Annotated in this window: 14 protein-coding genes and 1 pseudogene; 8 read left to right on the forward strand and 7 right to left on the reverse strand. The window is 70.6% G+C overall.

Annotation, left to right across the window (positions count from 1 at the left end; translation table 11 throughout):
- Window positions 1-4 precede the first annotated feature (4 nt).
- From VGX25_RS22945 to VGX25_RS22970, 6 genes are all read left to right on the forward strand, one after another.
- A complete protein-coding gene (locus tag VGX25_RS22945; protein WP_326919938.1) occupies window positions 5-1,474 on the forward strand; it encodes a family 43 glycosylhydrolase in 1,470 nt (489 codons plus the stop codon).
- Between the two features lie 71 nt (window positions 1,475-1,545).
- On the forward strand, window positions 1,546-2,469 hold the full coding sequence (locus tag VGX25_RS22950; RefSeq protein ID WP_326919939.1) for a hypothetical protein: 924 nt from the start codon (window positions 1,546-1,548) through the stop codon (window positions 2,467-2,469).
- Window positions 2,470-2,763: 294 nt separating this feature from the next.
- Window positions 2,764-3,252, forward strand: a complete 489-nt coding sequence (locus tag VGX25_RS22955; protein ID WP_326919940.1) for a hypothetical protein — start codon at window positions 2,764-2,766, stop codon at window positions 3,250-3,252.
- Window positions 3,242-3,949 carry a cytochrome b/b6 domain-containing protein gene (locus VGX25_RS22960; RefSeq protein WP_326919941.1) on the forward strand — a complete coding sequence of 236 codons (708 nt, stop codon included), beginning with the start codon at window positions 3,242-3,244 and terminating at the stop codon, window positions 3,947-3,949. Before VGX25_RS22955 ends, VGX25_RS22960 begins: the two co-directional genes overlap by 11 nt.
- Before the next feature lie 39 nt (window positions 3,950-3,988).
- Complete coding sequence (locus VGX25_RS22965; RefSeq protein ID WP_326919942.1) at window positions 3,989-5,110, forward strand: FAD-dependent oxidoreductase; 1,122 nt, start codon at window positions 3,989-3,991, stop codon at window positions 5,108-5,110.
- Window positions 5,111-5,142: 32 nt separating this feature from the next.
- Window positions 5,143-6,888 carry a VanW family protein gene (locus VGX25_RS22970; RefSeq protein WP_326919943.1) on the forward strand — a complete coding sequence of 582 codons (1,746 nt, stop codon included), beginning with the start codon at window positions 5,143-5,145 and terminating at the stop codon, window positions 6,886-6,888.
- Here VGX25_RS22970 and VGX25_RS22975 read toward each other — a convergent pair.
- From VGX25_RS22975 to VGX25_RS23000, 6 genes are all read right to left on the reverse strand, one after another.
- Entirely contained in the window at window positions 6,869-7,261 is a 393-nt protein-coding gene (locus tag VGX25_RS22975; protein WP_326919944.1) for a DoxX family protein, read from the reverse strand. The genes VGX25_RS22970 and VGX25_RS22975 overlap by 20 nt on opposite strands.
- 462 nt (window positions 7,262-7,723) lie before the next feature.
- Entirely contained in the window at window positions 7,724-7,945 is a 222-nt protein-coding gene (locus VGX25_RS22980) for a hypothetical protein (RefSeq protein WP_326919945.1), read from the reverse strand.
- A gap of 154 nt (window positions 7,946-8,099) precedes the next feature.
- Window positions 8,100-8,474 (reverse strand): RNA-binding S4 domain-containing protein, encoded by a 375-nt coding sequence (locus tag VGX25_RS22985; protein ID WP_326919946.1) that lies wholly within the window; start codon window positions 8,472-8,474, stop codon window positions 8,100-8,102.
- A 51-nt stretch (window positions 8,475-8,525) separates the two neighbouring features.
- A complete protein-coding gene (locus VGX25_RS22990; protein WP_326919947.1) occupies window positions 8,526-10,040 on the reverse strand; it encodes a sialidase family protein in 1,515 nt (504 codons plus the stop codon).
- A gap of 58 nt (window positions 10,041-10,098) precedes the next feature.
- Window positions 10,099-10,869, reverse strand: a complete 771-nt coding sequence (locus tag VGX25_RS22995) for an META domain-containing protein (RefSeq protein WP_326919948.1) — start codon at window positions 10,867-10,869, stop codon at window positions 10,099-10,101.
- A gap of 92 nt (window positions 10,870-10,961) precedes the next feature.
- On the reverse strand, window positions 10,962-11,897 hold the full coding sequence (locus VGX25_RS23000) for a trypsin-like serine protease (RefSeq protein ID WP_326919949.1): 936 nt from the start codon (window positions 11,895-11,897) through the stop codon (window positions 10,962-10,964).
- A 262-nt stretch (window positions 11,898-12,159) separates the two neighbouring features.
- Here VGX25_RS23000 and VGX25_RS23005 point away from each other — a divergent pair, with 262 nt between their 5' ends.
- Both VGX25_RS23005 and VGX25_RS23010 read left to right on the forward strand, forming a co-directional pair.
- A complete protein-coding gene (locus VGX25_RS23005; RefSeq protein ID WP_326919950.1) occupies window positions 12,160-12,372 on the forward strand; it encodes a hypothetical protein in 213 nt (70 codons plus the stop codon).
- Between the two features lie 2 nt (window positions 12,373-12,374).
- On the forward strand, window positions 12,375-13,472 hold the full coding sequence (locus tag VGX25_RS23010) for an alpha-hydroxy acid oxidase (RefSeq protein WP_326919951.1): 1,098 nt from the start codon (window positions 12,375-12,377) through the stop codon (window positions 13,470-13,472).
- 540 nt (window positions 13,473-14,012) lie between these two features.
- Here VGX25_RS23010 and VGX25_RS23015 read toward each other — a convergent pair.
- A pseudogene (locus VGX25_RS23015) lies at window positions 14,013-14,300 on the reverse strand (HNH endonuclease signature motif containing protein); the annotation flags it as partial.

Below are 14,300 nucleotides of genomic sequence, written 5' to 3' on the forward strand. Positions count from 1 at the left end.
GGGCATGACCGGGATCGACCGCAGAACCCTGTTCCGGGCCGGGGGAGTGGCGGCGGCCGCGAGCGCCCTGCCGGTCACGGCCGCCTCGGCCCAGGAGCCCGACCGTGGTGACCGCGCGCCGGCGCTGACCACCCGTAACCCGCTCGTGGAACAGCGGGCCGACCCGTTCATCACCCCGCGCATCGACGGGATGTACTACCTGACCGGCTCGGTGCCCGAGTACGACCGGGTCGTCGTGCGCGGTGCGTCCACTTTGGACGATCTGGCCGCGGCGCGGGAGCGGACGATCTGGCGGCGCCCGGAAAGCGGCCCGATGGGCGGCTTCATCTGGGCGCCCGAGCTGCACCGCATCGACGACCGGTGGTTCGTCTACTTCGCCGCGGGTGACTCCGACGACCCGTTCCGCATCCGCACCTACGTCCTCGAGTCGCCCAACGCCGACCCGCGTGCCGAGGGCTGGCTGCCGCCCCGGCGGATGGTCACCGCGTTCGACACGTTCACCCTGGACGCCACCACGTTCTCCCACCGCGGCCGGCGTTACTTCCTGTGGGCGCAGAACGAGCCGGGGATCGCCACCAACAGCAACCTCTACATCGCCGAGATGGCCTCCCCGCTCGAGCTGCGCACCACGCCGGTCCGCATCTCGGTGCCCACCGCGAGCTGGGAGACGCAGGGCTTCCGGGTCAACGAGGGCCCGGCGGTGCTGATCCGCAACGGCCGCGTCTTCGTCACCTTCTCCGCCAGCGCCACCGACGCGCGCTACGCCATGGGGCTGCTCACCGCCGACGAGAACGCCGACCTGCTCGACGCCCGCTCCTGGACCAAGTCCCCCAACCCAGTCTTCACCACCAACGCCAACACCAGCCAGTTCGGCCCCGGCCACAACTCCTTCACCGTCGCCGAGGACGGCGTCACCGTCGTGCTCGTCTACCACGCCCGCGACTACCGGGACATCGTCGGTGACCCCCTGTTCGACCCCAACCGCCACACCCGCGTCCAACGCCTGTACTGGAACGAGGACGGCACCCCCAGCTTCGGCGTCCCCGTCGGCCGCGGCGGCCCGATCAGCCGACTGTCCCCACTGGACAGTCCGGTGCTCGTCCTGCGCCACTTCGAGTTCCGCCTCCGCTTCGAAGGCAACGTCCGCGAGCTCGCCGACAGCCAGTTCCGCTTCACCCCCGGCCACCTCGGCCCCGGCACGGTGTCCCTGCAGTCGGTCAACTTTCCCGACCGGTACGTCCACGTGCCGGACGACGGCATCCTGCGCGTCGACCCGTTCTCCGACACCGACGCCTACGGCCGCGCCTCGAGCTTCGTGCGTGAGCCCGGTCTGGCCGACCGCTCCGCGGTGTCCCTCCGGGTCCTCACCCGGCCCGCCGCCTACCTCGCCCACGACGGCAGCGGCCGCCTGATCGTCACGCAGCCGGGTCGCACGACCACAGCCCGCCAACGCGCCACCTTCCGGGTCGGGTGAGCGCCCGGTATTCTGGGAGCGCTCCCAGAATCCCTGCCGGGAGCGTCCACAGGCTGCTCAAGGGGTGGAACATGGCTGTTCTACGAGCGTCCCGGCTGGCCGTTGGCATGGTTCTGCTCGCCTGCGTCGCGCTGGTCCAGGTGCCGGCGGAGGCAACCGGAATCGACACGGTGACCGGCAACGCGACGCACTTCGACGGGCTCGGCCAACCGTACGGCGGCTGCGGGCTGCCGCAGTCGGCGCTGGAGAGCCAGAACTTCGTTGCGCTCAACGTGTACAACACGCCGCGCGACTACAACTTCTACCCGCGGCCGCCGCCGCCCTCGCTGGCCGACAAGATCGGCTTGTGGGACAACGGACGCAACTGCGGCCGCTGGGTGCGGGTGACGATGGGCGACCTCTGCACCGGGATCAACGACGGCGCGCCCAACCAACCGTTCTGCCGCAACGGATCCTGGGTCAGCGACGGATACAACGGCGCCACCCTCGACCTGCTCGTCGCCGACAGCTGCGGCGACGCCAACGCCTGGTGCCGAGACGATCCCAACCATCTCGACCTGGCCAAGGACTCGATCAACCGGTTCCTGCGCAACGGAACCCCGGTCGGCGACCTGCTCCCCAACCACTGGAACAACCGCCGCGTCTCGTGGGACTTCATCCCGGCCCCCGACTACACCGGCGACATCCGGATAGGGTTCCTCCAGGGCGCCCAGACCTGGTGGGGTGCGGTCTCCATCTCCCGGCTACCCAACGGAATCCACGGCGTCGAGTACTTCGCCGGCGGAACCTGGCGGCAGGCCACCATGAACGGCGACATGGGCCAGTCCTACGTCCTCGCACCCACCGTGACCATGGGCACCCAGTTCCAGATCCGGGTCCGCGACGTCACCGACACCCTGATCAACAACGGCCGCGTCTACACGTTCACCCTGCCGGCCTCGTGCACTCCGCAGTGCAACACGCCCTACACCCAGGTCACCTACACCATCGGCTAGCCGGTCCGGACGAACTTGACCGCCTCGGCGCGGGCCGGGTTCGACCGCCTGCTACCGCTGGCCGAGGGGTATCCGTTGCGGCGCACCGGACATCCCGCGGCGGTGGCCTTCCTGGCGTCGGTCCTGTAGTTCGCATGCCGAACAATACTCAGGTATTGCGCGTTCTCCCTGGTGATACCTAGGGGTATTCGGGGATCGGTACCGAGGACCCGCGGATTTTTGGTGGGCATTGAACCTTCCCGGCGGATGCGCGTAATACACGGCAGACAATCCCTGGCTGAAGGACGGGAGACGATGACGAAGCGAGTCCGAATATCGGTACTGCTCGGCGCGCTGGTGCTGGTCGGGGCGTCCGCATGCGGCAGTGATGAGGCCTCCGGCTCGGGCGGCTCCGGCTCCGGCTCCGGCGGGTCCGGTGGGTCCGGTGGGATGACCGTCTCGATCGCCGAGCCGGCCGACGGGTCGTCGGTGCAGATGCCGTTCCAGGTCAAGGTCAACTCGAGTGTCGAGTTGGGAACGACGGAGTCCGGCAAGCACCACGTGCACCTCTACTTCGACGGCGACGACAGCAAATACGAGGTCGTCGAGTCGGACACCGTCGAGGTGTCCTCGTCGTCGAAGTCGGCGCAGGGCCTTTCACCCGGCAAGCACGAGATGAACATCTCGCTGCGCAACGCCGACCACTCACCGGCCGGCGCCGAGACCAAGATCATGGTCGACATCGGCGGCACCGGTGGTGGGGCGCCGCAACCGGCGCCGACGAGCGGTGGTTATGGCTACTGAGCGGTCCCGGCGAGTGCCCCCGGAGATCGTGCGACGTAACAACGCCAGAACCCGTTGGTTTCACGCGGGCGTGTACCTGACCGTATTGGTGCTGCTGTTTACCGGATGGTGGCTGACGCTCGGCGAAGAAGGCGAGCCCAGCGTGCTGTCGGAGTTGTTCGGTATCCCCGATACCGAGTTGCACACCAATATCGGTTGGGTATTCGCCGGGCTCGCGGCGCTGGGCGTCGTGCTCGGCTGGCGCGCGGCGTGGACCCTCGTGGTCGACTCGGTGCGGTTCCGACGCTCGGACCTCGGCTGGTTCGCGCGCTGGCCGGCGGCGGTGTTCACCGGGCGCTTCGGCCGGCACGAGGGCCATTTCGATCCGGGGCAGCGGATCATGAACGTGATCCTCGTCGGGACACTGCTCGCCCTCATCGTCAGCGGGGTCGGGCTGGTCACCGTGTCCGGCGGACCGGAGTTCGTGCTGTACAACAAAATCCACCGCTGGTCGACCTACCTGCTCACGCCGGCGCTTGCCGGCCACATCATCGTCGCCTCCGGTGTGCTGCCCGGCTACCACGGCGCCTGGCGCGCCATGCACCTGGGTGGACGGCTGCGCACCACGGTGGCGCGGCGGCTGTGGCCGGCCTGGTTGGAACGCCAGCAGGGCACGTCCGAGCCGGAGGCGCTCGCCGAGCCCGAACGCAAGAGGTAGTTGCCGGCGCCCGGCGGCGCGTGCTGAGCTACCACTCCGATGGTTGAGCACGTCGTTGTCGTCGGCGCCGGCGTCTACGGCGCGGCGGTGACCGCCGCGCTGATGCGGCGGGGCGCCCGCGTCACGGTGGTGGACGCCGGCGCCCCTGGCGGCGGCACCTCCGGCGCGACGTTCTCGTGGATCAACTCCTGCGGCAAGCAGCCCCGGCCGTACCACGACCTCAACGTCGCGGGCATGGCGGCGCACCGGCGGCTGGCGGACCGGGTGCCGCAGGGCGGGTGGTACCACGAGAGCGGCAACCTGGAGTGGGCCGCCGACGACGCCGGGCGGGCGCGGCTGCGCGCGAAGGTCGCCGGCGTCCTCGACTACGGCTACGAGGCGCGCTGGCTCGGCAGAGCGGAGGTGCTGCGCCTCGAACCGGACCTCGACCCCGCCGCGCTGCCGGCGGACGAGATCGCCTACTTCCCGCGGGAGGGCTGGCTCGAACCGACCCGGCTGATCGACTACCTGCTCGGCGCCGCGGTGTCCGGCGGCGCCGAGCTGGTGCGCGAGGACGCCGTCACCGGCCTGGAGGTGTCCGCCTGCGCGGTGCGCGCCGTCCGGCTCGCCTCGGGACGGCGGCTGCCCGCCGACGCCGTGGTGAACTGCGCGGGGCCGCGGGCCGCCGAGGTCGCCGCGCTCGCCGGGCTGGAGCTGCCGATGCGCAACACCCGCGGCGTGCTGGTCTACACCTCGCCGGTCGCCGTCCGGGTGTCCCGGGTGATCCACGCCCCGCACATCCACGTGCGCCCGGACGGGCGTGGGCGGCTGCTGCTGCACACCGGCGCGACCGACGGCGCGGTGTCGGTGTCGGAGAACGGCGAGGTGAGCGTCGAGCCCTCGGCGGTCGGCACCGTGCTCGAGGCGGGCCGGGCGGTGTACCCCGGGATCCGGGCCGCCGGCGTGGACGACGTCCGGGTGGGAGAGCGGCCGATCCCCGGCGACGGCCTTCCGGTGCTGGGCCGGGCGGTCGAGCTGCCCAACTTCCATTTCGCCGTCTCGCACAGCGGCGCGACCCTGTGCCTGCACGTCGGTGACCTGGTCGCGGCCGAGGTGGTCGGCGAGGACCGCACCGATGCGTTGGCCCCGTTCCGGTTCGAACGGTTCGGTCAACTAGGTTAGGAGCGGATCCAATACCTGCGTTGGAGACGACGATGCTGACCGACGATGTGGGGGCCGGCCAGGACCAGAAAGCCGACCGGGACTGGACGATCAGCTGGCGGGTGCGCCGGATCCTGCTCATCGCCGCCGGCGTGCTCGCCGCGGCCGGGCTGCTGTACGGGATCGACCTCGCGCTGTCGGCCGGTGATCTGCCGCGCGGGGTGGTGATCGCCGGGGTGGACGTCGGCGGGTTGAGCCGCGCCGACGCCGAGCGGGCGCTGCGCGAGGTCGTCGAGCCCCGGCTCGGCGCGCCGGCCACCGTGCTGGCCGCCGACGTCGACGCGACCGTCGACCCCGCGGACGGGGCGGTCACCGTGGACTGGCCGGCCACTCTGGACCGCGCGGGGTCGCAGCCGGTCAACCCGTTGGCCCGGCTGACGTCGTTGTTCACCCACCGTCCGGTCGGGCTGGTCGCCCACGGCAACGATCCGGCGATCCGGGCCCGGCTGGAGACCCTGCGGGCGCGGGTGGACCGGGCACCGCTCGAGGGGACGGTCCGGTTCTACGGCACGACCGTCGTTCCGATCGAGCCGCTCGCCGGCCGGCGGCTCGACGCCGACGCCGCGACCGGGATCGTCGTGGCGGAATGGGGGACCGGGCAGCCGATTCACCTGCCGGTGACCGAGCTTCCCGCCCAGTCCACAGTAGACGGTGTGCGGGCGGCGCTCGAGCGGATCGCCCGGCCGGCGATCTCCAGCCCGGTGACCGTGCGCGGCGAGGGGCGCGAGGCGGCGCTGACCCCGGAGGCCATCGCCGGCGCGCTGACGTTCGTCCCGGCCGACGGGGGCGGGCTGGCCGCCCGGCTGGACAAGCAGAAGCTGGTCGACGCGCTGGGCCCGGCGCTGGCGGCGACCGAGCGGGCCGGCACCGACGCGCGGATCGTCATCGAGGGCGACGCGCCGGTCGTCAAGCCGTCCGTCGACGGGCGCCGGGTCGACTGGGACGGTCTTGCCGGTCAGCTGCCGGAGGTGCTCGCCCGCACCGACAACCGGGTGCTGGCCGCGCCCTACCGCGTCGAGCCGCCGGCCATGACCACCGAGGCCGCCGGCCGGCTGGGCGTCAAGGAGATCATCGGCGAGTTCACCACCCGCGGGTTCGCCCGTGACTCCGGCGTGAACATCAAGGTGGTGGCCGAGAAGGTGCAGGGCGCGCTCGTCATGCCCGGCGAGACGTTCAGCCTCAACGGGTTCACCGGTCCGCGCGGACCAGAGCAGGGCTACATCGAGGCCGGCGTCATCGAGGACGGGGTGCCGGCCCGCGCCGTCGGCGGCGGCATCTCGCAGTTCGCCACCACGCTGTACAACGCCGCCTACTTCGCCGCGATGACCGACGTCGAGCACAAGGAGCACAGCTTCTACATCAGCCGCTACCCGCCGGCCAGGGAGGCCACGGTGTTCCAGAACCCGGACGGCAGCAGCGTGCTGGACCTGAAGTTCCGCAACGACGCCCCGACCGCGGCCGTCATCCAGACCATCTGGACCCCGGAGACGATCACCATCCGGTTGTGGGGGACCAAGCACCAGACCGTCGAGTCGATCACCGGCCCGCGCACCGGCTTCGTTTCGCCGCCCAGCCGCCGGCCGGCCCCCGGCGAGCCGTGCGTCCCGTCCCGCGGCAGCTCCGGGTTCACCACCTCCGACACCCGGGTGATCCGCGACCTCGCCGGCAACGAGATCAGCCGCACCACCCGGACCGTCGTCTACAACCCCTCACCCCGGATCATCTGCGCAGGCGGGTGAGCAAGGCCGGCACGGTGTCGCGGCGGAACCACGCCACCACCGCGGCCGCCACCATCAGGGTCAGCGGAAGGACCGCGTCTCCGTTGTCCACCAGGAAAAGCTCGGTGCCGACCGCGCCGAGCATCACCAGGGCGAGCCCGATCGCGGCGAGGCCGCACAGCGGCGGGATCAGCAGGCCGATCGCGCCGCCGATCTCCAGCACGCCGGTGACGTACCGCAGCCACTGGCCGAGCCCGATGTCGTCGAACTTCGCGACGTAGTCGTCGCCGAAGAGCGTGTATCCGCTGTAGGCCAGGTACGCGGCGAGCGGCACCTGCAGGATCCACAGCGCGACGTTGCGGACGACGTGCGCGGTGCTCGCTTGGGCAGGCATGCCCGGCATCCTGCCACAGGGGACGGATCGGCTCATCGCTAAAACATCCGTCAATCGACGGATGTCTGCCGGCCGCGACGGGACGATCGTTGCTTCGGCCATTGAGCCCGACGAGCGGCGAACCGAGTGGAGCTGGAGGCCCAAAGATGAGGGAGGACAGTGTTGTCCGGTTCGCCGCCCCACCCCGACGTCGGGACGTGGCTCGACACCAGCCGCCGCGGACGCCGTTGGCTCCCGGGTGGTTGTGTCGATGGCGGTCATGACCCCCAAACCCTTGCCGGGAGCGACATCTCCGCCCCCGCGCGTGACCGGCACGGGCTTGGTGTGGACGGACACCCGCAGGTTCGTCGGTCCGACCGCCGTTCGTGGTGGCCGTCCGGTGTGGTGCTTCGCGGTCGGCGGTGCGCTGGCGCTGTCTCCAGTGCGTCCGCTGAGGCACTCACCGGGCGGCCACACCCAGGCTTACGAGGCCCGCCAGAGGGTGTCGCCGTGCGCGGTGGCCAGCAGGTCGCCGATGATCAGCAGACAGGCCATGCACCGGCGGCCCTGATCGGAGAGGGTGATCTTGGAGTTCGGCACGCAGTGCTCGCACATCGCCTCACCGAACTCACGCCCGGCCTGCTCCTCGCGGAACGCATGCACCTGATCGTCGTATCCGGACCGCCACCAGTGAATGTCGATCATGTCCCCGGCTCCTGCCTGTCGATCCCACCCCTGATTGTCTAGACCAAACCGGACTCTTGTCGAGGGCCGATTGTCGTGATCAGCTCGCTGCGATCGTTTGAGTACAACGAGCGAACACCGGGACGGTTACGGGGCCCTTCCCTTAAGCGGATGGTTAGCTCAGCGGCCCCCGCCCGGTGCGGAACCGGTCGAGGATGCGCCGGTCCCGTTTGGTGGGACGGCCGGCGCCGCGCTCCCGGCGGGCGACGGGGAGGACGGCCTCGGGGGGAGGGGCCGGGGTCCGATCGATGAAGCAGGTGGCCGCGTCCGCCGGCCCGACCCGTTTCTGGATCACGCGGACCACCTCCACGACCCGGGTGACGTGCCCGACCCGAGCGCGCACGGTATCCCCGGCCGACACCGTCGTCGCCGGCTTGGCGGGCCGGTCATTGACCCGCACATGCCCCGCCCGGCACGCCGCCGCCGCATCCGGTCGCGTCTTGGTCAGCCGGACCGCCCACAGCCAGCGATCCACACGGGTGGACTCCACAGCTCTCCATGATGGCCGATGCGGCGGGGCGTGGGCGGTCCGGCTACGGCGTCAGCGTCGGGTGGTGCGTGCGGTGGCGGTGAGCACGGGTCGCTGGGGGCCGGCGCGGAGCAGCTCCGGGCCCTCGGCGTCCGCGGTGGTTCGGCCGGTGGCCCGTTGGCCGATCATGTCGGTCGGGTTGCTGGCGGTGGGGGTGGTGATGCTGTAGATGGCCTGGAACTGGTTGACGGCGTTGTCCAGGCCGGCGTAGTCGCCGACGAAGAAGCCCCCGGCGACCGGCGCCAGGCGCATGTCGAACGAGGCCGAGGTCATCCGCTCGCGGCGGTCGAAGGTGCGGCCGCCGTCCCGGGACCGGACGATCCAGTAGTCGGTGACCAGCGGCTCGTCGGTCGGGCTGTCGAAGGTGAAGTCGTAGTAGGCGACGGCCAGCTCACCGTCGGCGTTGACGTCCACGGTCGCGGTGAACGCCTGGCCGGAGCGCAGCGGGCTGACCCGCTTCGGCGGGCTCCAGTGCCGGCCGCCGTCGTCGGAGGCCGACAGCACGATGGAGTCGTTCTGGAACCCGGTGAACCTGGCGTCCTGCCAGACGACGTAGACCTCGTCGTGTCCCGGGCGAGGATCCACCGCGATCGCCGGAACGATGTCGCCGGTGCGCACCGGGGCGCCGTCGCGCGGGTCGATGACCCCCACGGTGCCCAGCCCGTCGATGTACGTCGGGCCGGACCAGGTCTGGCCCTTGTCGGTGGAGTGCAGCACGGCCACGTTCACGCTGCCGTTCTTGAACTCGGTGAACAGGTTGATCAGCGTGCCGTCCGGGGTGACCGCGATGACGTTGCCGATGGTCGAGTTGCCGACGCCCGGGTCGTGGATCGCCCGCGCCGGCTCCCAGGTGGCGCCGCCGTCGGTGGTCCTGGTGAAGAAGGTGGGGCCGACCTCGGTCTCCGGCGTGTCACCGGACAGCCGGTCCCACACGGCGTAGGCGAACCGCGAGTCGGTCGGGTCCGCGGTCAGCGAGTTCTTGTCGTTGAAGCCCTCGGCGCCGTCCCTGATCAGCGTGGTGATCGGGCCCCAGGTGCGCCCGCCGTCCCGGGAGCGGGCCACCAGCATCGCGTTGTCGGGGTTGGAGTCGTTGAACGACAGGGACATGAAGTACGCGGTGCCGTCCGGGGAGATGCTCACCCACGGGTCGGTGGCGCGCTCGAAGTCGCCGCCGTTGCGCGGGTTTCCGCCGGCACACCGGCTGAACGGCGGCGAGATGCTGTCCCGCCAGGTGGTGCCGCCGTCGTGGGAGATCCTGGCCAGGATCCCGTTCGCGCCGCCGTTGGACCAGCGATCCTGCTGCCAGACCCCGATCCGGTTGCGCCGCTGCACCGGGTTGACCGCGATGAACGGCTCCACCTCGGAGTTGCGGAAGTTGGTTCCGGTCTGCGGTGCACCGTTGCAGTTCGCCGCGTAGGGCGACTCGGTGCTCACCACCACCTGCGGCCCCACCGCCGCGGTCGCGTTGCTCGCCAACAGGGGAATTGCGGCGACGGCCAGCACCGCCGCTCTGCTCAGCATTCGCATTGGGCAGACGCTATTCCCGGTGACCTGGTGACACAACCATGAATTGGTAGCGGATTGTTCAGACTTCGGCCACGAAACGGAAGCCCTTGTCGCCCTTGGTGATTGTCAACGTCCCGGCGTCGATCCGGTACGTGGCCTCGCCGTCGAGCAGGTCCACCGCGGCCTGCTCGACAGTCATGATCTCGGGCGAGCACGCCATCAGGGTCATCGGGCCGAGCTCGAAATTGATCGTCGAGCCGGAGCTGCGATATTTCACCGCGCGCAGGTTGCACAGGCCGGACACGGTCACCTCGTCGGGCCCGAACACCAGTGTGACGTCGACCGGGGTGGACCCGGCGACCTCGCCCCGGATCAGCGTGTCGAGCTTCCAGGTGGGGCCGACCAGCGGCGGCGCCTTCTCTTCGGTGAGCGTCAGCTCCGCGCCCGGCGAGCTGAGCACCAGCTGCTCGCCGTCCAGCCGCCAGGATGGCTTTCCGGAAAGGAAAGTGGACAGCAACCGGTCCTGCTCGTGCCGCGGCGGGTCGCAGGCCATCTCCGTGATGCTCAGGTCCGCCGCGTCGAGCGTGCCGCCGGCGACGTCGACCGGGCCGCTCATCGTGTTGCAGCCCGCGTTGGCCACCAGCCGCCCGTCGTCGGTGAACTGCAGCCGGATGCTGGTGCCCGCGACGACCGCCCGCGGCGCGTCCCGATCGGGGAGCACCGTTGCGGTGAACGTCCGGCCACGCAACGGGCCGGGATCCGCGCCGGGCTCGACCGGCTCGGCCGCGCGTGCGCACCCGACCACGGCGAGCACCGCGGCCAGCCCGGCTGTGAGCGCTGCGTACCTCATGGCGGAAGGACGGTGCATCACGGCTCCCCGGTTGCAGGGTGGCCGGGTACGGGAGGGGTCCGTACCCGGCCGGAAGGGATCGCGGCGAGCGTTTACGGCTGCGCGATCCAGTAGTTGATGAACTGCATGACGTCGGCGCGGAACCGGGTGCCGCTGTTGGCCGGGTTGGTGCCGGCGACGCCGTTGGTGTGGATGCCGGTGACGCACCAGCCGCCGCACAGGCCGGGGGTGACGGAGTTGTAGTGGTAGACCGGGGACCCGCTCTGCCCGCCGAACGTGTCGATCCAGTACCAGAGCTTGTTGGCGGTCTGGGAGTAGGTGGTGTCGCCGTCCCACCACATGGTCCCGTACGGCTTGTCGCCCGGGTATCCCTCGACGTAGAAGGACTGGTTCACCAGGTTCTCGTTGGGGTTGTACCACCAGCCGAACCACCCGGTGGAGTAGCCGATGTCACAGGTCAGCTTGACCAGGCCGTAGTCGTGGTCGGACGGGTAGCCGTTGATCCAGTTCGACGTGGTCCAGACGTCGGCGATGCCGCCGCTGCAGGATCCGAACGGCTTGGTGTTGCCGGTGCGGCCGGGGGTGACGGTGTACGACGTGACCCAGCTGCCGCCCCAGTGCACGCAGTGCCCGGCGGTGACCAGCACGTCGCGGCTGAGCATGAAACCGGTGCAGCCGCCCTGGTTGGTCTCCAGGTGCGCGATCGCTCCCCACGGGTAGCTGGCCGGAATGGACTCCTGCACCCGGCCGTCCGGACCGATGACCGAGTTGATGCCGATCGAGCCCGGCTCCTCCTTGGCCTTGGCCGCCTTGGCCTTGCCCGAGTATCCGGAGTGCCCGGCCGACGCGGACTTCAGCGTCGCCGCGGCCTCCGCCGGCAGCGTGATGGTCTTGCCGGCGCCATTGACCATCGTGACGCCGGCCGGCTCGGCGGCCGCGGACCCGGCGGTCAACGCCGTGAGCGCCACCGCCGTGGATCCGGCCACGGCCAGCGCCAGCGTGAAGATCTTCCGGGGTCTTTTGTTCATGGATCGTGCCTCCCTCGAATGCGGCTGCGGTCGCCGCGACGGGAGGCAGAAGCGCGCCGGCGCCTCGAAATACCGACCGGCCGATGGACTGCCCTTTGAGGAAGCACCGACGCCGGGCCCGGGATCCGCAGGGACAGTCAACATCTGACCGATCCGAGCCATGTTCCGTTGCAAACTTGTCGTTTCTGGTCAATACCGAGCTGTCAAAGGTTTTTGGGCGCCGGGCCGAACCGATCGGGTTTTCTGGACGTAGAGGGTGGCTATGGACTACCTAGTCATCGGCGCGCGGCCGGCGGGACATCAGCTCGGACAGCTCCCACCGATTCCCGGGGTCGAGACCGCGGCGGTGAACGCCCCGCTCGACGGGGGCGGGCGGGCGCGTTGTCTCGGGGAGCTTCCGCTGAACTACCTCCACGGCAGCGACCACGTCTCGGCCGACTACCGCACGGTCATGTCGGCCGCCGGTGGGCGGTAGCGATGCCGACCGTGCGCGAGCTGGAGGCACTGGCGCGCGCCCGGCTCGACCCGGCTCGCTGGGACTTCCTGGCCGGCGGCGCCGGCGACGAGATCACGGTGCGGGCCAACGAGGACGCGTATGTCCACAGCAGATTGGTTCCGCGGGTGCTCCGTGGTGTGGAGAAGCGGGAGCTCGGCGCGAGCCTGCTGGGGTGCCGGGCGTCGATGCCGGTGCTGATCGCGCCGACGGCGTTCCACCGGCTGTTCCACCCGGACGGGGAGCGGGCCACGGCGCGGGCCGCGGCGGCGGCCGACACCGTCATGATCGTGTCGATGGCCTCGACGATCGCCGTGGCCGAGGTCGTCGCCGCGGCGCGCGCGGCCGCCGCGCCGGGTGTCGAGCCCAGCCTGTGGTTCCAGCTGTACCCGCAGCCGGACCGGCGGGTCACCGAGGCGCTGGTGCGCCGGGCCGAGGACGCCGGTTGCCGGGCGCTGGTCGTCACCGTCGACTCGCCGGTCTCCGGCGGCCGGGAACGCGACGTTCGCCCCGGCCTCCGCGACCTGCCGGCGGGAATGTGGTGCGAGAACATGCGTGATCTCCTCCCCGGCGAGGAGCCCGATGTCCGGCGGATCGAGCTGAGCGCGGCGTTGACATGGGCGGACATCGCCTGGTTACGCGGGATCACGTCCCTGCCGGTGGTGCTCAAGGGAATCCTGCACCCGGCCGACGCCGAGCTGGCCGTCCGGTCCGAAGTAGACGCGATCGTGGTATCCAACCACGGCGGGCGGCGGCTGGACACCGCGCCGGCCACGCTCGAGGCGCTGCCCGGGATCGTCGACGCCGTCGGTGGCGCGATTCCGGTGCTGGTGGACGGAGGAGTGCGGCGCGGCACCGACGTGGTCAAGGCGCTCGCGCTCGGCGCCGCCGCGGTCTGCGTGGGACGGCCGGTAGTGTGGGGCCTGACGGTGGCCGGCGAGCGGGGCGTCACCGAGGTGCTGGAGACGCTGCGGGCCGAGACCGACCGGGCGCTCGCGTTGTGCGGTGCCGCCACACCCGCTCATCTCCGGGCTGATCAGGTCCGGTGTGGACCCGGAGTCCGGCGATGGCACCGCTCGTAGTCGGGGCTACGATCGCGGATCATCGCAGCCGGGATGCGGATCTTCACGCTGGTCGACGGTGTTGACGGGTTCTCGGTATTCGAGTCCAGTGTGGACGTTGTATCTCACGCGGTTGTTTGGGGTCCGGCCGTGGATGGGTATAGGCGTCACGCGGCGCATCCTTGCCCGGTGGTCGATTTTCGTTGTTGGGTGGTGGTTTCTTGCTTTCGGCCGTTCCCGGCTGCGTCGGAACGCCGGGGTGGTCCCGTTGTGCTTGCTGGGCACGGCATTCCGCCGCACGACTGTGGACAGGCGGCCCCGTGTACTGATTGCGGGGCAGCCCTGTCCACAGCCGTGCACCGGAGTCGGTTTCCCTCGGCTTGGCGGGGCCGGTCACTAGGCCATGAGACCGGGCAGGTGCTGGTCGCCTGGGCGGGGCTGGTGGCGAGGGTGGGTCGCGCGCCTGTGGACAGGTGCCCCGTCCACACTCGCGGGGCCCGCCCTGCCCACAGGCGCGCTCACCTTGAAAAGACCTTTTCAAAATTTATGAAGACAAGAAATTTAGAACGGTGGTGGATCCGGGTCCCACTCGCTCGGCGCGGTGACTGGCTCGGGCTCCACCACATGCGTGAACCCCAGTGGACTAGTCCACTCCAACCGGTCCCGGCCAAGCGTGCGGACCTGCCAGGCGCCTTCGTGTTTGGCGCGGTGGTGCCGCCGGCACAGGCACTGGCAGTTGGCGTCACAGGTGGCGCCGGTTGGCCAGGGCACTCGGTGGTCGACGTCGCATTGGCGGGCGCGGCGGGTGCAGCCGGGGTAGCGGCAGGTGCGGTCGCGCACCTGCACAAA

Source organism: Actinophytocola sp. (assembly GCF_035942955.1).
Lineage (GTDB): Bacteria > Actinomycetota > Actinomycetes > Mycobacteriales > Pseudonocardiaceae > DASYTH01.